The organism is Pseudomonas sp. LARHCG127, assembly GCF_052871455.1.
The window spans coordinates 1-20,697 of record NZ_JBIXJT010000015.1; the positions used below are offsets into that span (position 1 = coordinate 1).

General features: G+C 61.2%; 14 protein-coding genes. 8 read left to right on the forward strand and 6 right to left on the reverse strand.

Annotation, left to right across the window (positions count from 1 at the left end):
* Positions 1-248 precede the first annotated feature (248 nt).
* A complete protein-coding gene (locus ACIPQ1_RS22845) occupies positions 249-1,025 on the reverse strand; it encodes a TatD family hydrolase (protein WP_411386474.1) in 777 nt (258 codons plus the stop codon).
* 20 nt (positions 1,026-1,045) lie between these two features.
* Positions 1,046-2,041 carry a catabolite repressor/activator gene (cra, locus tag ACIPQ1_RS22850; RefSeq protein ID WP_411386475.1) on the reverse strand — a complete coding sequence of 332 codons (996 nt, stop codon included), beginning with the start codon at positions 2,039-2,041 and terminating at the stop codon, positions 1,046-1,048.
* Positions 2,042-2,329: 288 nt separating this feature from the next.
* Here cra and ptsP point away from each other — a divergent pair, with 288 nt between their 5' ends.
* The 6 genes from ptsP (at position 2,330) to ACIPQ1_RS22880 (ending at position 10,871) form a co-directional block, all read left to right on the forward strand.
* Positions 2,330-5,194 carry a phosphoenolpyruvate--protein phosphotransferase gene (ptsP, locus tag ACIPQ1_RS22855; RefSeq protein WP_186705997.1) on the forward strand — a complete coding sequence of 955 codons (2,865 nt, stop codon included), beginning with the start codon at positions 2,330-2,332 and terminating at the stop codon, positions 5,192-5,194.
* Complete coding sequence (gene pfkB, locus ACIPQ1_RS22860; protein WP_186705998.1) at positions 5,194-6,135, forward strand: 1-phosphofructokinase; 942 nt, start codon at positions 5,194-5,196, stop codon at positions 6,133-6,135. Before ptsP ends, pfkB begins: the two co-directional genes overlap by 1 nt.
* A gap of 13 nt (positions 6,136-6,148) precedes the next feature.
* Complete coding sequence (locus tag ACIPQ1_RS22865; protein WP_411386478.1) at positions 6,149-7,894, forward strand: PTS fructose-like transporter subunit IIB; 1,746 nt, start codon at positions 6,149-6,151, stop codon at positions 7,892-7,894.
* Positions 7,895-8,086: 192 nt separating this feature from the next.
* On the forward strand, positions 8,087-9,628 hold the full coding sequence (locus tag ACIPQ1_RS22870; RefSeq protein WP_411386479.1) for an alkaline phosphatase D family protein: 1,542 nt from the start codon (positions 8,087-8,089) through the stop codon (positions 9,626-9,628).
* A gap of 107 nt (positions 9,629-9,735) precedes the next feature.
* Positions 9,736-10,038 carry an IS3 family transposase gene (locus ACIPQ1_RS22875; protein WP_047230570.1) on the forward strand — a complete coding sequence of 101 codons (303 nt, stop codon included), beginning with the start codon at positions 9,736-9,738 and terminating at the stop codon, positions 10,036-10,038.
* Complete coding sequence (locus ACIPQ1_RS22880) at positions 10,035-10,871, forward strand: IS3 family transposase (RefSeq protein ID WP_446534815.1); 837 nt, start codon at positions 10,035-10,037, stop codon at positions 10,869-10,871. The genes ACIPQ1_RS22875 and ACIPQ1_RS22880 overlap by 4 nt, the downstream gene beginning before the upstream one ends.
* A 142-nt stretch (positions 10,872-11,013) precedes the next feature.
* Here ACIPQ1_RS22880 and ACIPQ1_RS22885 read toward each other — a convergent pair whose 3' ends face one another.
* Positions 11,014-13,539: a PepSY domain-containing protein gene (locus ACIPQ1_RS22885; protein WP_446534862.1), complete on the reverse strand. Its 2,526-nt coding sequence runs from the start codon at positions 13,537-13,539 to the stop codon at positions 11,014-11,016.
* Positions 13,540-13,859: 320 nt separating this feature from the next.
* Positions 13,860-15,023 carry a type III PLP-dependent enzyme gene (locus tag ACIPQ1_RS22890; protein ID WP_186706001.1) on the reverse strand — a complete coding sequence of 388 codons (1,164 nt, stop codon included), beginning with the start codon at positions 15,021-15,023 and terminating at the stop codon, positions 13,860-13,862.
* Between the two features lie 798 nt (positions 15,024-15,821).
* Between ACIPQ1_RS22890 and ACIPQ1_RS22895 the strand changes: the two genes are divergently transcribed.
* Both ACIPQ1_RS22895 and ACIPQ1_RS22900 read left to right on the forward strand, forming a co-directional pair.
* Positions 15,822-17,267: a DUF2599 domain-containing protein gene (locus tag ACIPQ1_RS22895; RefSeq protein ID WP_446534816.1), complete on the forward strand. Its 1,446-nt coding sequence runs from the start codon at positions 15,822-15,824 to the stop codon at positions 17,265-17,267.
* Positions 17,268-17,312: 45 nt separating this feature from the next.
* Entirely contained in the window at positions 17,313-18,884 is a 1,572-nt protein-coding gene (locus tag ACIPQ1_RS22900) for a hypothetical protein (RefSeq protein WP_446534817.1), read from the forward strand.
* A 3-nt stretch (positions 18,885-18,887) separates the two neighbouring features.
* Here ACIPQ1_RS22900 and ACIPQ1_RS22905 read toward each other — a convergent pair whose 3' ends face one another.
* Positions 18,888-20,045: an osmoprotectant ABC transporter ATP-binding protein OsmV gene (locus ACIPQ1_RS22905; protein ID WP_446534818.1), complete on the reverse strand. Its 1,158-nt coding sequence runs from the start codon at positions 20,043-20,045 to the stop codon at positions 18,888-18,890.
* Positions 20,042-20,695, reverse strand: coding sequence for an ABC transporter permease (locus ACIPQ1_RS22910; RefSeq protein WP_446534819.1), 654 nt, complete (start codon positions 20,693-20,695; stop codon positions 20,042-20,044). Before ACIPQ1_RS22910 ends, ACIPQ1_RS22905 begins: the two co-directional genes overlap by 4 nt.
* Positions 20,696-20,697 lie beyond the last annotated feature (2 nt).

Here is a 20,697-nt window from a genome sequence, read left to right on the forward strand (position 1 = left end):
CACCACCTTGATGGCGGCGATTACCACCAACCTGGGGATCTTTGTGTTGCAGTGGGGTGGGTGGATCTAGCCTCGAATTTTGCGTTGTTCTTGAGGGCCAATCGCGAGCAAGCTCGCTCCCACAGTGGATCGCGGTACAACCACAATCCACTGTGGGAGCGAGCTTGCTCGCGATGGCGTCAGGTCAGCCGACATAGATGTTGGCTGATACACCGCCATCGCGAGCAAGCTCGCTCCCACAGGTTTTTTTACCAGTTGAATAGTTCGCGGGCATTGGTCGTGCTGGCCTCGGCCAATCGCTCCGGGCTGATCCCCATGATTTCAGCCAATGCCTCGCAAATCGCCGGCAAATGCGCCGGGCTGTTGCGTTGGCCAGGAAACATCGCCGGGGCCATGTCCGGCGAGTCGGTTTCCAGCACCACCGCCTCCAGCGGCAGTTTCGCCAGCACCCGGTGCATGCGCAGGGCCTGGGGCCAGGTCGCGGCGCCGCCGAGGCCGAGCTTGAAGCCGAGCTTGAAGTATTCGCGGGCCTCTTCAAAACTGCCGGCGAAGGCGTGGATGATCCCGGCGCGTTTGGGCCCCATGCGCTTGAGGGTCGCGATCACGTCGGCATGGCTGCGGCGTACGTGGATCAGCGCCGGCAGTCCGAACTCCACGGCCAGTTGCAACTGTGCTTCAAACAGCGCCTGCTGGCGTTCGCGGTCCAGGGTGGGGATGTAGTAATCCAGGCCGATTTCCCCCACGGCACACAATTGACGGTGCCCGGCCAGGCGACCCAGCCATTCGCGCAAAAGCGCCAGGTCGTCGGGTTGGTGCTGATCGAGGTACACCGGGTGCAGGCCCAAGGCGGCATGCAGGTCCGGGTCGTTTTGCACCAGGTCCCAGACCCGTTGCCAATTGTCCCGGTACACGCCCAGTACCACCATTTGCCGCACGCCCAAGGCACGGCTTTCGGCCAGCAGGGCCGGGCGATCCGCGTCAAAGTCCGGAAAGTCCAGGTGGGTGTGGGTGTCGATCAACTCCATGCATCAATCCTGAAGAAACGTCAGCCCTGGTGGATCCGCTGCTTGAACGTCCGCGCGATGGCCTGCACGCCTGGCTGGTAATCATCGTTTTCGATGGCCGCCAAGGCCAGTTCCAGGGCCTTGTCGGCGATCAATTGATGTTGCTGGGACATGGCATTGACCGGCAGCGGCAGGAAATCCAGCAACTGCGTGTCACCGAATGTGCCCAGGCGCAGCGGACGCGCCTTGAGCGGGAAATCGTGCAGGGCGTCGAACACCCCTTGCAGCAGCACGTAGGACGTCGTGATCAACGCATCCGGCAGATGCCCCAGGCGCGTGAGCATTTCATCCATCAACTGGCGGCCGCACTCACGGCTGAACGACTCGCCATGTTCGATCAACACCTGGCCCTCGAATCCGGCCAAGGCCTCGCGAAAGCCGGCGGCCCGTTCCTGGCTGATGCTCAGCTCGGGACGGGCGCTGATCAAGGCGATTTGCCGAGGGTGGGTCTCCAGCAGGCTGCGGGTCAGGTGCAGGCTGGCCTGGCGGTCGTCGCTGATCACCGAGCAGAAGCGCGCCGGTTCCATCACCCGGTCGATGGCGATGATTGGGATACCCTTGGCCTGCAATTGCTGGTAGCTATCGTCGCCGGCCGGCAGGCAACTGGCGACGATCAGTGCATCGCAGCGCCGGGCGCGGAACAGTTGCAACAGTTGCCGTTCACTCTCAGGCGCGTCGTCGGAACTGGCGATCAGCAACTGATAGCCCCGCGCCCGTGCGCCTTGTTCCAGCAACTTGGCGATGCGGGCGTAACTGGGGTTCTCCAGGTCTGGCAGGATGAAGCCCAGGGTCCGGGTGTGCCGGCTGCGCAGCCCGGCGGCCTGGGGGTTGGGCGTGAAGCCGTGTTCCTCGACCACCGCCCGCACCCGTTCGACGGTGGCGCTGCTGATGCGTTGCTGTTCGGCCTTGCCGTTGATCACATAACTGGCGGTGGTCACGGACACACCGGCCAGTTGGGCAATATCACTGAGTTTCAACCCGGTTTTCCTTGTTTTTTCGAGTTAGCCCCGACGATAAGGGCCATCCTACCCGATTCAAGCTGACGGTCACCGTCCAAGCGCTTACGACAAGTTGCACTTCAAGGATGAGAGATTATCGAGTAACGTGCCAATCTTTCTAGATTAAACGTTTCAGCAAGCGTATTTTCAAGGCTAGCAGAATTTTTGGTCGCTCTGCCGCGATACCGCCAAAAGCTGTCCTGCAACGCTAAGCTGATTCATTCAAAACAATACCTGGCGCCAACCGGACGCCAAAAAGGAGAAAGCATGCTCGAGCTCACTCTAGAGCAGATATCCATGGCGCAGACGGCTGTGGATAAAGACGCTGCACTGCAATTGCTCGCCGACAAACTGGTGGCCGATGGCCTGGTAGCCGAGGGTTACCTCGCCGGCTTGCAGGCTCGCGAAGCCCAGGGTTCGACCTTTCTTGGCCAAGGTATTGCCATCCCCCACGGCACCCCGCAGACCCGCGACCTGGTCTATTCCACCGGCGTGCGCCTGCTGCAATTCCCCGAAGGCGTGGACTGGGGCGATGGCCAGATTGTCTACCTGGCCATCGGCATCGCCGCCAAGTCCGACGAACACCTGCGCCTGCTACAACTGCTGACCCGCGCCCTCGGCGAGACGGACCTGGGCCAGGCCCTGCGCCGTGCCGGTTCCGCCGAAGCCTTGCTGAAGCTGCTGCAAGGTGCGCCCCAGGAATTGGCCCTGGATGCCCAGATGATCGGCCTCGGTGTGTCGGCTGACGATTTTGAAGAACTGGTATGGCGCGGCGCTCGGTTGTTGCGCCAGGCCGACTGCGTGAGCAACGGCTTTGCCGGCGTGTTGCAGCAAGTCGATGCGCTGCCCCTGGGCGATGGCTTGTGGTGGCTGCACAGCGAACAGACCGTCAAGCGCCCGGGCCTGGCGTTCGTTACCCCGGACAAACCCATCCGTTACCTGGGCCAACCGTTGAGCGGTCTGTTCTGCCTCGCCAGCCTCGGCGAGGCCCACCAGGCTTTGCTGGAAAGGCTTTGCGCCCTGCTGATCGAAGGCCGCGGCCACGAATTGGGCCGCGCCACCAGCAGCCGCAAAGTGCTGGAAGTGCTCGGCGGTGAATTACCCGCCGACTGGCCCAGCGCGCGCATCGGCCTGGCCAATGCCCATGGTCTGCATGCGCGTCCGGCGAAGATCCTCGCCCAATTGGCGAAAAGCTTCGAAGGCGAGATCCGCGTGCGCATCGTCGACGGCCAGGACAGCGCCGTGTCGGCCAAGAGCCTGAGCAAGTTGCTGAGCCTGGGCGCCCGTCGCGGCCAGGTCCTGGAATTCATCGCCGAGCCGAGCATTGCCGCCGATGCCTTGCCGGCGCTGCTGGCGGCCATCGAAGAAGGCCTGGGCGAAGAAGTCGAACCGCTGCCGCCGCCGAGTGCGCCGCGGGAAACCGCAATGGCCGAAGTCGCGACCGTCATGTTGGCACCCGAAGCCGGCAGCCTGATCCAGGCCGTCGCCGCCGCCCCGGGCATCGCTATCGGCCCGGCCCACATCCAAGTGTTGCAGGCCATCGATTATCCGATGCGCGGTGAGTCGGCAGCCATCGAGCGCGAGCGCCTGCAAAACGCCTTGAACCAAGTGCGCCGCGATATCCAGGGTTTGATCGAACGCGCCAAGGCCAAGGCCATCCGCGAGATTTTCATCACCCACCAGGAAATGCTCGACGACCCGGAACTGACCGACGAAGTCGACACCCGCTTGAAGCTGGGCGAGAGTGCCCAAGCGGCGTGGATGGGCGTGATCGAAGCCGCCGCCAAAGAGCAGGAAGCCTTGCAGGACGCCTTGCTGGCCGAACGTGCCGCCGACCTGCGGGATGTTGGCCGTCGGGTACTGGCGCAGCTGTGCGGCATCGAAACCCCGGCTGAACCCGAACAACCCTACATTCTGGTGATGGACGAAGTCGGCCCGTCCGATGTCGCCCGTCTGGACCCGGCTCGCGTGGCGGGGATCCTCACCGCCCGTGGTGGCGCCACCGCCCACAGCGCCATTGTCGCCCGCGCCCTGGGCATTCCGGCGCTGGTGGGCGCCGGTGCGGCGGTGCTGCTGCTGGCGCCGGGCACATCTTTACTGCTGGATGGCCAACGCGGTCGCCTGCACGTGGACCCAGACGCCGCCACTTTGCAGCGCGCCAAGGAAGAACGCGACACCCGCGAACAGCGCCTCAAGATCGCCGCCGAGCAGCGTCACGAACCGGCGGTGACCCGTGACGGTCATGCCGTGGAAGTGTTCGCCAACATAGGCGAAAGCGCCGGCGTCGCCAGCGCGGTGGAGCAGGGCGCCGAAGGCATTGGCCTGTTGCGCACCGAACTGATCTTCATGGCTCACACCCAGGCGCCGGACGAAGCGACCCAGGAAGCCGAATACCGCAAGGTGCTCGATGGCCTGGCCGGACGGCCGCTGGTGGTGCGTACGCTGGATGTGGGCGGCGACAAGCCGCTGCCGTACTGGCCGATCGCGAAAGAAGAAAACCCGTTCCTCGGCGTGCGTGGCATCCGCCTGACATTGCAGCGTCCGCAGGTCATGGAAGCGCAACTGCGGGCCTTGTTGCGCTCGGCGGACAGCCGTCCGCTGCGGATCATGTTCCCGATGGTGGGCAGCGTCGATGAGTGGCGCCAGGCCCGGGACATGACCGAGCGCCTGCGCCGGGAAATCCCCGTGGCAGACCTGCAACTGGGGATCATGATCGAAGTGCCGTCCGCCGCGTTGCTGGCGCCGGTGCTCGCCAAGGAAGTCGACTTCTTCAGCGTCGGCACCAACGACCTGACGCAATACACCCTGGCGATCGACCGCGGTCACCCGACCCTGTCGGCCCAGGCCGATGGTTTGCACCCGGCCGTGCTGCAACTGATCGACATCACCGTGCGCGCCGCCCATGCCCATGGCAAATGGGTCGGTGTGTGTGGCGAGCTGGCGGCCGATCCGCTGGCGGTGCCGGTGCTGGTGGGCCTGGGTGTGGACGAACTGAGTGTCTCGGCCCGCAGCATTGCCGAGGTCAAGGCGCGGGTCCGCGAATTGAGCCTGGCGCAAGTACAAACCCTGGCCCAAGAGGCTCTGGCCGTGGGCAGCGCCGATGACGTGCGCGCATTAGTGGAGGCGCTGTAATGGCGAAGATTCTTACCCTGACCCTCAACCCGGCGCTCGACCTCACGGTGGAGTTGGCGCGCCTGGAGCCGGGCCAGGTCAACCGCAGCGACGGCATGCATGCCCACGCCGCCGGCAAGGGCGTGAACGTGGCCCAGGTGTTGGCCGATCTTGGCCATACGCTGACGGTCAGTGGTTTTTTGGGCGAAGACAATGCCCAAGTGTTCGAGACGCTGTTTGCCCAGCGTGGTTTTGTCGACGCCTTTATCCGTGTCCCCGGCGAGACTCGCAGCAACATCAAGCTGGCCGAGCAGGACGGACGTATCACCGATCTCAATGGCCCGGGGCCGATGGTCGACGAAGCCGCGCAGCAAGCGTTGCTGGCGCGCCTTGAGCAAATCGCTCCCGGCCACGATGTGGTTGTGGTGGCCGGCAGCCTGCCCCGGGGCGTCAGCCCACAGTGGTTGCAGGCGCTGATCCTGCGCCTGAAAAAACTCGGCCTGAACGTGGCCCTCGACACCAGCGGCGAAGCCTTGCGCGTCGCCCTGGCGGCGGGGCCGTGGCTGATCAAGCCGAACACCGAGGAACTGGCCGATGCGCTGGGTTGCGAGGTGGTCAGCGAAGCGGCCCAGGCGCAAGCGGCGCAGCGCCTGCATGCCCAGGGTGTCGAACATGTGGTGATTTCCCACGGTGCCGATGGCGTGAACTGGTTCAGTGTCGGTTCGGCGCTGCATGCGTCGCCACCCAAGGTGACGGTTGCCAGCACCGTGGGCGCCGGCGATTCGCTGCTGGCGGGCATGCTGCACGGCCTGCTCAGTGCCGACACCCCGGAGCAGACGCTGCGCACCGCCACGGCCATCGCTGCCATGGCCGTCACGCAGATCGGTTTTGGCATCCATGACACCGCATTGCTGGCGTCGCTTGAACAGGGTGTGCGCGTGCGCCCCCTGACAGAACAATAAGAGGGTTCGCAAGATGAAATTAGCCATTGTGACGGCCTGCCCGAACGGCATGGTTACCAGTGTGTTGTGCGCCCGCCTGCTGGACGCCGCGGCGCAGCGCCAGGGTTGGAGCACCAGTGTCGAAGTCCATGATGCGGCCCATCCGGAGCGCCAGTTGTCGGCGGCGACCCTCGAAGCGGCCGAGTGGGTGTTGCTGGTCGCCAGCGGCCCGGTGGACCTGTCGCGGTTCGTTGGCAAGCGGGTGTTTCGCAGCACGCCGGCGCTGGCCCTCCAGGACGTTGATGCGGTGCTGCGTCGTGGCGCCGAAGAAGCTGAGGTCCTGGGCGAGGCCGACGTGTTCGCGCAAGAACCGGCGACTCCGACCGAGCGCGCTCCACGCCTGGTGGCGATCACGGCTTGCCCGACTGGCGTGGCCCACACTTTCATGGCCGCCGAAGCCTTGCAGCAGGCGGCGGCGCGCTTGGGTTACGACCTGAAGATCGAAACCCAGGGTTCGGTGGGCGCGCGCAATCCGTTGAGTCCCGAGGCGATCGCCGAGGCCGATGTGGTACTGCTGGCGACCGATATCGAAGTCGCCACCGAACGTTTTGCCGGCAAGAAAATTTATCGTTGTGGCACCGGCATTGCCTTGAAACAGGCCGAAGCTACGTTGAAAAAAGCCTTGGCCGAAGGTCGCCAGGAAAGCGCGGCGAGTGGCGCCGCTTCGGGGCCGGCGAAAGCGGAAAAAAGCGGTGCCTATAAGCACTTGCTGACAGGCGTATCGTTCATGCTGCCGATGGTGGTGGCCGGTGGTTTGATGATCGCTTTGTCGTTCGTGTTCGGCATCGAGGCCTTCAAGGAACCGGGAACCCTGGCGGCGGCGCTGATGCAAATCGGCGGCGAAACCGCGTTCAAATTGATGGTGCCGCTGCTGGCCGGCTACATCGCCTATTCCATCGCCGACCGTCCGGGCCTGGCCCCGGGCATGATCGGCGGGATGCTGGCGAGCACCCTCGGCGCCGGCTTCATTGGCGGGATCATCGCCGGGTTCCTGGCCGGCTACGCGGCCAAGGCGATCAATCGCTACGCGCGCTTGCCCCAGAGCCTGGAAGCGCTCAAGCCGATCCTGATCATTCCGCTGCTGGCGAGCCTGTTCACCGGCCTGGTGATGATCTACATCGTCGGCAAACCGGTGGCGGGCATGCTCGAAGCCCTGACCCACTTCCTCGACAGCATGGGCACCACCAATGCGATCCTGTTGGGCGTGTTGCTGGGGGCGATGATGTGCGTCGACCTCGGCGGGCCGATCAACAAGGCCGCCTATGCATTTTCCGTGGGGCTGCTGGCGTCCCAGAGTTATGCACCGATGGCCGCGGCCATGGCTGCAGGCATGGTGCCGCCCATCGGCCTGGGCATTGCCACCTTCATCGCCCGGCGCAAATTCGCCCAGACCGAACGCGAGGCCGGCAAAGCGGCGCTGGTGCTGGGGCTGTGCTTTATCTCTGAAGGTGCGATCCCGTTCGCGGCCAAGGATCCGCTGCGGGTGATCCCGGCCAGCATCGCCGGCGGCGCGCTGACCGGTGCGCTGTCGATGTACTTCGGCTGCAAGCTCATGGCCCCCCACGGTGGCCTGTTCGTGATGCTGATCCCCAACGCCATCAACCATGCGCTGTTGTACCTGCTGGCGATCGTGGCGGGGAGCCTGCTGACGGCGGTGGCGTATGCGTTGCTCAAGCGACCTGAGGTGGTAGAGATGGCGTTGGAGCCGGCCAAGGCCTGAGCCCATTCCGGCTTCCCCTGTGGGAGCGAGCTTGCTCGCGATGGCGGTGTATCAGTCGACAAATAGGTTGCCTGACACCCTGCCATCGCGAGCAAGCTCGCTCCCACAGTTGATTTTGGGGGGGCATAAAATTCCTGTCACACCCACTTCACACTCCCATGCTTAAGTTTTCCCATTTCAAGGGAGAACACCATGAGCGAATTCGACCTGGGCCGTCGTCGTGTGATGCAAGCCGTGGGGGCGGGGTTGTTGTTGCCGGGGCTGGCGCCGGCGGTGATGGCTTCGGTCAAGGATCGGCCGGTGCTCACCGACGGTGTGCAGTCTGGCGATTTGCAGGGCGACCGGGCGATGATCTGGAGCCGCAGCGACCGTCCGGCGCGGATGGTGGTGGAGTGGGACACCCGCAGCAAATTCGGCAACCCCCGCCGCTTCGTCTCACCCATGGTCGATGCCCGTAGCGACTTCACCGCCCGGGTCGAACTCACCGGGCTGCCCCGCGACCAGGCGATTTTCTACCGGGTGCATTTCGAAGACGCCCAGAGCGGTGTCGCCAGCGAACCCTGGCTCGGCCACCTGCGCAGCGTGCCGCAGTTCAAGCGCAACATCCGGTTTGTCTGGAGCGGTGACACGGTCGGCCAAGGCTTCGGCATCAACCCGGACATCGGCGGCATGCGCATCTACGAAGCCATGCGCCTGCGCCTGCCGGATTTCTTTATCCACAGTGGCGACACCATCTACGCCGACGGCCCGGTGCCCGCGCAGGTGACGACGGAGGGTGGTCGCATCTGGCGCAACCTCACCACCGAAGCCAAGAGCAAGGTCGCCGAAACCCTGGATGAATATCGTGGCAACTATCGCTACAACCTGATGGACGAAAACGTCCGCCGTTTCAATGCCGAGGTGCCGCAGATCTGGCAGTGGGACGACCATGAGGTGGTCAACAACTGGTCGCCGGGCAAGCAACTGGACGAGCGCTACCAGACCAAGGATATCCACAGCCTCGTGGGCCGTGCGCGCCAGGCCTGGCTGGAATACGCACCGATGCGCCGGCAAAAGGCCGACGGCGGCGGACGCATCTACCGCAAGCTCGGTTACGGGCCGCTGCTGGATGTGTTCGTGCTGGACATGCGCAGCTACCGCGAAGCCAACGACGCCAACCTCGGCGCGGCCAAACCGTTCCTGGGGCGTGAGCAGCTGAATTGGCTCAAGCGCGAGTTGAAGCAGTCCCGGGCCCAGTGGAAAGTCATCGCCGCCGACATGCCCATCGGCCTCGGTGTGCCGGATGGCGAGGTCAGCCCCGGCGTGCCACGCTGGGAAGCGGTCGCCAATGGTGACCCGGGCGCGGCCCAGGGGCGCGAAGTGGAAGTCGCCGAACTGCTCGGTTACCTGCGCAAGCATCAGGTGCGCAACTACGTCTGGCTCACCGCCGACGTTCACTATTGCGCCGCCCATCACTACCACCCTGAACAGGCCACGTTCCAGGATTTCGAACCGTTCTGGGAGTTCGTCGCCGGGCCATTGAACGCCGGCAGCTTCGGGCCCAACGCCCTGGACAAGACCTTCGGCCCGGAGGTGGTGTTCCAGAAAGCCCCTGCGACCCAGAACACCTCGCCATTCGCCGGGTATCAGTTCTTTGGCGAGGTGAACATCGACGGGCAGAGCGGGGAAATGGGCGTGGTGTTGCGGGATCTGGAGGGCGTGGCGGTGTTCGAGAAGAAGTTGCAGCCGGTTTGACTGTTTGGCTTTAGGTATCTCCTGTGGGAGCGAGCTTGAACTGGCCTAATGATTCTGGACACTTCAATCGGGCGCTATGATGGCGCCCAAATCTGAGGTGTTTGGATATGCGTAAATCTTATTCCAGTGAGTTCAAGCTCAAAGCTGCCAGCATGGTGCTGGACGAGGGACAGTCGGTCCCTGAGGTCTGTGCCAGCCTGGATATTGGCCCTACGGCCTTGCGCCGTTGGGTCGATCAGGTTCGAAAAGAGCGCTTGGGGTCGACCCCGGAAGGGGCCAAGGCGATTACCGCTGATCAGCGAGAGATCCAGCAGCTCAAAGCCTTGCTCAGACAAAAAGACCTGGACATTGAAATCCTAAAAAAGGCCAGTGCTCTCCTGCTTTTGGACTCCAAAGATCATTCTCGTTGATCAATGAGCTGGACGAGCAGTACGGCGTCAACAATTGCTGTCGGGCGTTTGGAGTCAACCGCAGCAGCTTTTACGCCTGGCGTCAGCGCCAAGGCAAGGTGAAGCCTGAGCGGGAGAAACTGAAAGCCATGCTGGTCGAGCATCACAAGGAGTCCAGAGCGTCCGCGGGGGCTCGCACCCTTTCCAAGGAGCTGCAAGCAAAGGGGCATCGCGTCGGGCGGCATATGGCTCGCAGCTTAATGCGCGAAGCCGGTGTTGCCAGTCATCAGCGACGTCGGCACAAGTACAAATCTTCCGGTGTGGAGGCCCTGGTGGCGCCGCATGTGCTCAAGCGCAAGTTTGATGTCACGGCGATCAATCAGGTGTGGTGTGGCGATGTGACGTACATCAAGGTGGGTAATCGCTGGATGTATTTCGCAGCGGTACTGGACTTGTTTGCACGCAGGATCGTGGGCTGGTCGTTTTCCATGATTTCCGATGCCACGCTGACCTGCGAAGCGTTGCGAATGGCAGTTCAATTGCGAGGCCGTCCAAAAGAGGTGCTGTTTCATTCCGATCAAGGTTGCCAATACACCAGCCACAAATTCAGGAATGAGATGCGCAAGCATGGACTCCTGCAAAGCATGAGTCGCAAAGGTGAGTGCTGGGACAACGCCCCGATGGAGCGTTTCTTCGGTAGTCTGAAGTCAGAATGGGTGCCGGAAGACGGCTATAGCTCGGAACACGAAGCTCGGGTGGATGTACAGCGTTATGTGATGCGTTACAACAACGTCAGGCTCCATAGCTACAACGGCTATCGGTCGCCAGTAGCTATGGAGAAAATGGCGGCGTGAAACCTTAACTCGTGTCCAGAATTACTTGACCAGTTCAGCCTGCTCGCGATAGCGGTGTGTCAGTCGACAAAATGCTGTCTGATACTCCGCTATCGCGAGCAGGCTCGCTCCCACAGGGGGTAGTGCCCTGGCAGGGGGCCCCTCAGTAAACATCCCGCCGATACCGCCCCTGCTCGATCAGTCGTTCCACTGCCTCGCGCCCCAGCACGCTGTTGAGCACGTGGTCCACCCCGGAGGCCATGCCCTGCAAGCTGCCGCAGACATAGATCACCGCACCGTCGGCCAGCCATTGCTTGAGCAGCGCGGCCGATTCCAGCAGGCGGTCCTGGACGTAGATCTTCTGCTTCTGATCCCGGGAGAACGCTAGGTCCAGGCGTTCCAGGTCGCCGGAGGTCACCCATTCCTGCAGCTCATCACGGCAGTGGAAATCGTGCTCGCGATTGCGTTCGCCAAACAGCAGCCAGTTGCGCTGCATGCCTTCGGTGACACGCGCCTTGAGCAGGCTGCGCAGGCCCGCCAGGCCGGTGCCGTTGCCCAGCAGGATCATCGGTACACCCTGGGCCGGTAGGTGGAAGCTGCTGTTGCGGCGCAGTCGCAGGCTGATGGCGCTGCCCAGCGCTGCGTGCTCGGTCAACCAGCCGGAACCGACGCCCAGGCTGCCGTCGGGGTGGCGTTCCTGGCGCACGATCAGCTCCAGCATGCCGTCGGCCGGGATCGAGGCGATGGAGTATTCGCGTATCGCCAGCGGTGCCAGCGCATCCTCCAGGGCCTGGGCATGCAGGCCGACCAGATGAGCGCGGTTTTCCGGCAACTGGCGCGTCGCCAGGGCCTGGTCGAGGCTCTGGGGCAGGCCATCGACCTGTACGCGCGCGTGGCCGGCGAGGCCGAGGCCATCGAGGAAGTGTTCGATGGCCGACAGGTCATTGCGCGGCAGGATTTCCACCAAGTCACCGGCCAGCCAACTGCTCGGCCCGGGGGCGGTGAGGCCCAGCAGGTACACGCCCGAGCCGCTGCTGTCGGGGTTGAGCAGGGTGCGTTGGCTCAGCGTCCAGTTTTCGAAACGGGGGGCCTGCCAGGTTTCGGCAGGTGCCTGGCCGGTCAGTTCGGCCAGTTGTTGTTGCCAGTGGCGCAAGGCGTAAGGGTCGCCACTGTCGACTTCCACTGGTGCGAACAGGGTCTTGCCGCCGTGTTCCGCCAGCCAGGCGTGCAGACGCCGGGCGAAGCCGCAGAAGTGTTCATATTGGCGGTCGCCCAGGCCCAGCACCGAATACTGCAGGCGCTCCAGGCTCAAGGCCTGGCCCAAGACCTTGCGTTCGAAACCGCGGGCACTGTCCGGGCCTTCGCCGTCGCCAAAGGTGCTGACGACAAACAGCGCGTGGGTGGCGTTGTTCAGGTCTTGCTCACGAACACCGGCCAGTGGCTGGACGTTCACGGGCAAGCCGGCGGCCTGGAGTTGGCCGGCGGTCTGCCAGGCCAGTCGCTCGGCGAAACCGCTTTGGCTGGCGAAACCGATCAGCCAGGCCGGTGCATCGGTCGGGTTGGCGCTCAGGGCCTGGCGGGCGTTTCTGGCCTGGCGCTGCTTGCGGCGACGGTCGAGGTACAGCAACCAGCCGGTGATGAAGAACAGCGGCATGGTCAGCGCGGCCACGGTGACCAGGATCCGCCCGACCAAGCCGAAATAGCTACCGATATGCAGGGCATAGACGCTGGTGAGCAACTGCGCCTTGAGGCTCTTGTCGCTGTAGCGGCTGTGCCGGCTGACGACGCCAGTGGCCGGGTCGAGGATGAGCTGGTTCAGTGCCCTGTCGTGGGGCGAATTTTCCAGCAGATAGAACACGGTCGCCGGTTGCCCGGCCACCGGCGGCATGCGCACATTGTAGGCGGACAGGCCCGGGCCGGCGGCGCTGTAGATGCTGCTCCACATGGCCCGGTAATCAGCCACGGGAAGTGGACCGCTCGGCGCCGGGCCGCGATTGCGCACCCGTTCCTCTTCCGGCGAATCGGAGAGCAGGCGGGTCACGCCTTTGTTGTACCACTCGTAGGACCAGGTCAGTCCGGTGAGTGCCGCCAGCAAATAGAACAGCAGGCACCAGGTTCCCGCCACCGAGTGCAGGTCCCAATTGAAGCCGCGGCCTTTTTTTCGCCAATCGAGGGTCAGCCAGGCGCGCCAGTTTTTCCACTGGCGCGGCCAGCGCAGGTACAACCCGGACAGGCAGAAGAACACCAGGATCAGCGTGCAGGCACCGGTGATCTGCCGACCCACGTCGTCCAGGGTCAGGACGCGGTGCAGCCTGAGCACCAGGCCGAAGAAATCCTGGCCGGTCACCTCACCCATGAACTGCGCGGTGTAGGGGTTGAAATAGCGCATGGCGCCGCGTTTTTCCCCAGGGGGCGCGGCGAAGATCACCCGTGCGGCGTTGCCGCTGTCGGTTTCGACCCAGAGCATGGCGACGGTCTTACCGGCGGCGGCTTCGATCTGTTCCACCAGTTCGGCGGGCGGCAGGACGCCGGCCGGCTGTTTCGCCACCGTCAGCACCTGCGGGTTCAAGGCCCGCAGGATTTCATCCTGGAACGACACCACCGCCCCGGTAACGCCCATCAACGCCAGGACCAGCCCGGCACTGATGCCGAAAAACCAGTGCAACTGGAACAGGGTTTTCTTCAACACGTCGCCTGCCTTGTTCATTTACTGTTCATCACGGCGTGCATTATGCCGTGTGTTATCGAGAAGCATTCATAAACACACCTAAAAGCCTCGATCATTTGCATGAACGGGCAGGCGACGAAATCCTGTGAGAGCGAGCTTGCTCGCGAAGAGGCCGGCACATCCAACATCTTCCTCGATTGAGACGCCGCCATCGCGAGCAAGCTCGCTCCCACCATTGGATCGGAGTACGAGCGGAAAAAAACGGCGCCTTCCATTTCTGAAAAGCGCCGTTTTTTATTACGCAACAGGGCAAGGACTACGAGCTCAAACGCCCAAACGCATCACACGTAAAACGATTTCAGCGGCGGGAAGCCATTGAATTCCACCGCGCTATAGCTGGTGGTATAGGCCCCGGTCGACAGCCAATACAAGCGATCACCAATGGCCAGGTTCAACGGCAACCCGTACTTGTAGTTCTCATACATGATGTCGGCGCTGTCGCAAGTCGGGCCAGCGATGACCACTTCTTCCATCTCGCCTTTCTTCTCGGTCCAGATCGGGAACTTGATGGCTTCGTCCATGGTTTCGATCAGGCCGGAGAACTTGCCCACATCTGTGTACACCCAACGCTCGACAGCGGTACGGGACTTACGCGCCACCAGCACCACTTCGCTGACCAGGATCCCGGCGTTGGCGATCAACGAACGGCCCGGCTCCAGGATGATTTCCGGCAGGTCGTCACCGAAGTCTTCCTTCAGGAAGCGGATGATTTCCTCGGCGTAGGTTTCCAGGCTGTTGGTGCGGGTGATGTAGTTGGCCGGAAAGCCGCCACCCATGTTGATCAGCTTCAGGACGATGCCGTCTTCTTCCTTCAAACGCTCGAAGATCACCTTGACCTTGGCGATGGCCGCGTCCCAGACGCTGATGTCGCGCTGTTGCGAGCCGACGTGGAACGAAATGCCGTACGGCACCAGGCCCAGGTCGCGGGCCAGGATCAGCAGGTCCATGGCCATGTCGGTCTGGCAGCCGAACTTGCGCGACAACGGCCAGTCAGCGGTGGTCGAGCCTTCGGTGAGAATTCGCACATAGACCTTCGAGCCCGGCGCGGCCTTGGCGATGTTGCGCAGGTCGGCTTCGGAGTCGGTGGCGTAAAGGCGCACCCCCTTCTCGTAGAAGTAGCGAATGTCCTTGGATTTCTTGATGGTGTTGCCGTAGCTGATCTGCTCCGGGCCGACGCCACGGCTCATGACCTTGTCCAGCTCATAGATCGAGGCGATGTCGAAGTTCGAGCCTTTCCCCTTGAGCAGGTCGATGATTTCCACCGCCGGGTTGGCCTTGACGGCGTAGTAGACCTTGGCGAACTCGAAACCGGCGCGCAGGTCGTCATAGGCCTGGGAGATCATCGCGGTGTCGATCACCACGAACGGGGTTTCCTGCTTGTCGGCGAACGCTTTCATTTTCTGGAAAGTTTCGCGCGCGAAATAATCTTCGACCTGGATCGACATACTTGGGACTCCTACTGGCAAACATCAGGATCAATGGGTGTGAGGGCAAGCAGCCCTCGTGAACGTCCTCCGTATCCCCACTTTGGTTCGCCTACTTCCCAAGGCATGTCGCCGAAAGCAAAAAGGCCATGGGACGCTTGATTCCCTTGGCCTTGCTGTCTCGTCGTCAGTACTTGAGCCGGATGGATCGTTTCCAGCATGGACGTTCGGCGCGAACTTTAGGGCGTGAGGGGCCTGAGATCAACTAAAAATGTCGCGTTTTTGCACGTCTCCGTCGTGCGGCCCGCGACAGCTCATGATGTAACCGACCAGCGTGACAGATTGACGTTCCCTCGGATCGGTTTCACGCATGCTCTTGTGGCGAGGGAGCTTGCTCCCGCTGGGTGGCGAAGCCGCCCTGAAAAGCGCGATCAGGCGGACATTGCGACTACTTCGTTAGGCGCTTTTGAAATACCCGGATGTTTTTAGACTATCGAGCCGTCCGCATTTTTCAAAAAAGACGCGCCGCTCCTGCGTTCAACCAAGCGCATTAATTAGCGGCATAGACCATGGTGCCTCGACGCTTCCCTCAGTTCGTTTGTTGATAAATGATCGGTTGGTTATGAGGAAAACGTTTAGATAAGTTCTATGAACTGTAAGTTCTGACAGTAGGCGCGTCGAAGTGACTACCGAACAATGAAGGCCGGATTTTTCCAGCGCTCAATGGAGCAGGTATTTGGATTTTGTCCAAGTGCGCAGTTTTATTGAGCGGGTTTTTAATGCTGGCCGAGTTGAGCGCGAAGCGCGCTAGGAGAGATCATGTGCAAGCGTCGGGTCATACAGTTAATAAATACGTCTTTGTTTTTGGGGGTTGTATCAGCTTCCAGCCTGTTACAGGCAGATCCAGGCACTGATACCGCCAAATTGATGGAATACTGGTATCGATTGACCGCACGGGATTGTGGAAGCGGCAGGCTGGCGTCTGATTGCTCTGGGCTAATACTTCGAGGTATCGCCAGTAAACAAAGTTATTTGCCGTGGGATGCCAGTCCGTTTTCACATAGTCTTGAGGCTGGGGGGACGGGTATTGCGGCGGGTGGCACATCGGTTTCATATTTAAGAAAAGATGCAGAGTTCAACGGGCTAGGCATGCTTAGGTTCAACGGTTTTGCCTTTACGCCAAACGATTTTGTGGATGAAAAGACCCAGTTCAAAATCAAAGTGCTGTGTGCCTTTCCTATCGATTCCTGGACGAATGACCGAACCAATAGCGGTTGTGGTGACTACCAGGAGAAGGCGAATACACTGGGCGTCGTCGAGGACCATTGCCAGAAACTGAGTATCAGCAATGCCAAGGCGTGGATGGAGCACTATAACCGGCAAACCCGGGATCCTGAGGCGACCAAGGCACATAAATTTCAATGCGGTTTCGATACCACGAAAGACTACTTTGGTACCTATAACAAGGCCGATGCATTCAACACCTTTATCGAAGCACGGAAAATTCTTGCCACCGATCCTGATGAAAAGGGCGATGCGATACATACCCAGACGGAGCTGCGAATTGAAACCTGGCCGGATAATAAATACTGGAAAAGGGATTGGAGCAGCCGCGAACGGGTGAAGTTTGATGCGTCCGTCGCCAGTGATGGTGACTCGGCGAAGGCCACGTATCTGGAACTTCCCATTGCCGCATTTATTTATGAAAGTGGTGTGGATTATATTGACAGAACTACGAAAACGTATACCGCGCGTGATCTCGCACGAGATGATCAACGCCGTTGGGTGGAGCAAGGTAATACTTGGAGGCCCATCGTCAAAATACAATTTCCGAACTCGATCGCTGAAGACGCGAAATTTCTTTACGTTTCCGTCGATCAGCAGGTTCAACCCCCCGTGGACAGTCGTTCCTGCGACAACTACATAGAAAAGATCGAGTGGGATAACAATTATATAGAGCCCGTCCTTGGGAAAACTTCATCACTCAAGATCACGCCTACGGCGTGCGGTAGAAAAGCCGGCGTAGGGAAAACCAACGTCGTCCTGGCCGAGTTGGCGATCAAGGCTGCTGCCCTTGACCCGAATCGCAAGGACTGGAGTTTCGACAACATGGGCAGCAGCATGCGCCGGCAGCTGGCATGTCATCTTGATTCCCCCGACATTGCCGAGAATAAATCGATGTGGAGCCTTGAGCCCGCGCGTCCCTACGTTGCCCATGACGTGATTATGAAGTTGCCAGGTGATAACCGGTGCAATCCTCATTAAAAGGCTGGGATAGCCTGTTGGCCTGTCCGGAATCACGGAGAGAACATGACAAATTTTATTCGTAAAGAATCAAAGAGGATGTTGATACTGCTGGCGGGTTTTTGTCTTTCTCCGCTTTCTTTTGGCGAAGCGCTGGTGGATAAGACCGCGCAATCAGGGGAAGCGACGGCGGCTGCCTTGACCCGCAGCTATTACGACACTGCGGTTAACTGCGGTTCTGCCACGGCTCCGGCATTTTTATGTTCAGGTGTCGTAGCGCGCACCACCTACGCAGGAAACTTCGATCCTTGGGACCATAGCGAATTTTCCAGGACGACCGGTGCGGTTTCGTTTTCCTACCTGAGGGCCGACGCCAAGTTTGGTGCTGCGCCTTGGGGCAACAACGACGCCCGGCATGGCTATATTTTTTATCCCACCCTTCACGCACCACAGGGAAAGATAAGGCCCTCGATCCTCTGTTATTTCCCCTACGATGGCGCCACGGTCTATCGTAGTAAACCGGGCGCTCGAGGCTGCCGTGACAGTATCACTCAGTTTGTCTACCCCTTGAGCAAGCCCTGCAATGAACAGAATATTTTCACTGCCAAGGCCTGGCTGGTTCATTTTCGAAGGGTGGGTTACGGAAATCCTGCCAGTTGCGCCTGGATGGTCAATGATGCGTTGAATGAGCAAGCGGTGGCTAACTTCAATGCGGGACTGCAAGTCAGAAAGCTTGTTGAACTCGATGCCGGAGGCGCTGCGTACAACTTCAAGGATCACAACGAACTTCGAATCGAAGCCTGGGCGGAAAGAAACCCGGCACCGCTGCCTATCCAGGCATTCTTCTGGATCTCTGGCTCAAACGATCTGGAAGCTTCCAGGACCGACCAAAAGAAATTTCATGAGCGCACCAACGGCCTCTTTGTCCCCATCGTCCGTGTCACATTGCCCACCAACCCACAAGGTCATTTCAGTTTCCAATATGTGAAGACGGACCAGGCTGTCTCTGCGGTTATCCCTACACCTGTTTTGGTCGCGCCCACCGTCCCCAAGGCTTACAGCGCCGAATCTGGCGACCGTCTTAGCACCCGCGACATCTACCGAGATGAATATCTCATCGTGCAATTACCCACCGATGGCATTGCGGCCGCCGATAGCTTGAGCATTCATTGGGGAGGCCGCGTGCCGTACCGTAGCCCGCCGGTCGTGTATGGCGACCTCCCGGCAAACAAACAGGTGCAGATTCCCCGCACCGAGGTGATCGATAGCATCGGGCTCATCGTCCCGGTGAGCTACACCATCACGAAAAGCGGCACCGGTGAAACCCTGGAGTCCGGGACGCGTTTTCTGACGATTGATCCCCAGGCGTTGTTTCTTTCGGCGCCCAGTTACTCGTCGCGGACCGTTACGGTCAACGCTCCAGCTCCGTCCGGCTCGACCTTGCGCGTACGAGCCGTGGGAGAGAGCATTCTTGATACGCCCCACCAGTTGGTGACGGCCGGTAGACCCAACCTTTTTGTTCTTGACCCGAACTGGGTATCGAAAAACAAGGGCAGAACCGTAGAGATCAACTATTCGGTGTTCACCAAGCTCAGTCCGCAATGGTTGTTTTCCCAGGTGCTCCGGGTCCAGTTATAAGCGTCAGGTGGACGCTATTTCGGCGGGCGAAACAATACTGGTCTTGCCCCCGCGAGACTTACCGGAGCTCAGGTACTCGGCAATCGATTCCTGGGTCACTTCGCCCAGGAACACCCGCTCGGCATCCAGCACCGGCAGCCACGAGCGATTGAACTCGTACATGCGCGACAGCAGGATCCGCAGGTGTTCGTCGTAGGCGGCGGTGGCGTTGAACTCGCGCAGGTATTGTCCGCACGTGCCGGTCTGGCGGTGCAGGTCGCGACGGCGGACGTAACCCAGGGCCTTGTTCTCGGCACAGGTGACCACGACGTAGCGCCGGTCGTGTTCGTCCATCAACTCCAGCGCCTCGGCCACCGGCGTCTCGGGGCTGACCGACGGGGCGTTGTCCGCCGCGTCTTCGGCCTTGACCAGCAATAGGCGCTTGAGCGTGCTGTCCTGGCCGACGAAGTTGCTGACGAACTCGTCGGCCGGGTGCGCCAGCAGCGTGTCCGGGTGATCGCACTGGACCAGCTTGCCGGCGCGGAAGATCGCGATCTTGTCCCCCAGCTTGATGGCCTCGTCGATGTCGTGGCTGACCATGATTACGGTCTTGTTCAGCGCCCGTTGCATCTCGAAGAACTCGTTCTGGATCATCTCGCGGTTGATCGGGTCGACTGCGCCGAACGGTTCGTCCATCAGCAGCAGTGGCGCATCGGCCGCCAGGGCGCGGATCACGCCGATTCGTTGCTGCTGGCCGCCGGACAGTTCACGGGGATAGCGATGCAGGTATTGCTTGGGTTCGAGCTTGATCATGCTCATCAATTCGCGGGCACGGTCGTGGCATTTCTGCTTGTCCCAACCCAGCAGGCGCGGGACCACGGTGATGTTTTCCTCGATGGTCATGTTCGGGAACAGACCGATCTGCTGGATCACGTAGCCGATGTTGCGGCGCAGGGTCACTTCGTCGAGGCCGGTGGTGTCTTCGCCGTTGATCAAGACCTTGCCCGAGGTGGGCGGGATCAGCCGGTTGATCATTTTCAGCGTGGTGCTCTTGCCACAGCCCGACGGCCCGAGGAACACGCAGATCTCGCCTTCGTTGACGGTCAGGTTCACCGAGTCCACGGCCTTGACGTCTTTGCCGTTGCTCTTGAAGGTTTTGCTGAGGTTCTGAAGTTCGATCATTTCAATAATCCTTTTGGGGTCAGCGAGCGTTGCAGCCATTGCAGAAGCAGGTCGGCGAAGATGGCCAGGAGGCTGACCAACACGGCGCCGACGATCAGCATCGACATGTCGCTGCGGCTGATGGAAGCGAGGATGAGCACGCCCAGCCCACCGGCGCCGATGGTGGCGGCGATGGTCATGACGCCGATGTTCATGACCACGGCGGTGCGTACGCCGGCCAGGATCACCGGCACGGCGATGGGCAGTTCGACCATGCGCAGGCGCTGGGCGAAGGTCATGCCGATGCCGCGAGCGGCCTCACGGATGCCCGGTTCGACGCCGGTCAGGGCCAGGTAGGTGTTGCGCATGATCGGCAACAGTGAGTAGAGAAACACCGCGGTGATCGCCGGCATCGGCCCCAGGCCCTGGCCGAACTTGGAGTAGAACGGCAAGAGCAGCCCGAACAGCGCGATTGACGGGATCGTCAGCAGCACCGTGGCGCTGGCTTGCAGAGGGCCGGCAAGCGCCGGGAAGCGGGTCATGAAAATGCCCAGTGGCACACCGGCGACAATCGCCAGGGTCACGGCGATGCCCACCAGGGTAATGTGCTGCCAGGTCAGGTGCAGCACCAGCGGCCAGTCCAGATGGGAAAAGGCGTCAAGAAAATCCATGG

Bases quoted from the DNA above. Each gene is read 5' to 3' on its own strand.
- ACIPQ1_RS22875 (WP_047230570.1), top strand. From the start codon at position 9,736: ATGCGTAAATCTTATTCCAGTGAGTTCAAGCTCAAAGCTGCCAGCATG.
- ACIPQ1_RS22910 (WP_446534819.1), bottom strand. From the start codon at position 20,695: ATGGATTTTCTTGACGCCTTTTCCCATCTGGACTGGCCGCTGGTGCTG.
- ACIPQ1_RS22905 (WP_446534818.1), bottom strand. From the start codon at position 20,045: ATGATCGAACTTCAGAACCTCAGCAAAACCTTCAAGAGCAACGGCAAA.
- pfkB (WP_186705998.1), top strand. From the start codon at position 5,194: ATGGCGAAGATTCTTACCCTGACCCTCAACCCGGCGCTCGACCTCACG.
- ACIPQ1_RS22870 (WP_411386479.1), top strand. From the start codon at position 8,087: ATGAGCGAATTCGACCTGGGCCGTCGTCGTGTGATGCAAGCCGTGGGG.
- ACIPQ1_RS22890 (WP_186706001.1), bottom strand. From the start codon at position 15,023: ATGTCGATCCAGGTCGAAGATTATTTCGCGCGCGAAACTTTCCAGAAA.
- ACIPQ1_RS22865 (WP_411386478.1), top strand. From the start codon at position 6,149: ATGAAATTAGCCATTGTGACGGCCTGCCCGAACGGCATGGTTACCAGT.
- ACIPQ1_RS22900 (WP_446534817.1), top strand. From the start codon at position 17,313: ATGACAAATTTTATTCGTAAAGAATCAAAGAGGATGTTGATACTGCTG.
- ACIPQ1_RS22895 (WP_446534816.1), top strand. From the start codon at position 15,822: ATGTGCAAGCGTCGGGTCATACAGTTAATAAATACGTCTTTGTTTTTG.
- ptsP (WP_186705997.1), top strand. From the start codon at position 2,330: ATGCTCGAGCTCACTCTAGAGCAGATATCCATGGCGCAGACGGCTGTG.
- ACIPQ1_RS22845 (WP_411386474.1), bottom strand. From the start codon at position 1,025: ATGGAGTTGATCGACACCCACACCCACCTGGACTTTCCGGACTTTGAC.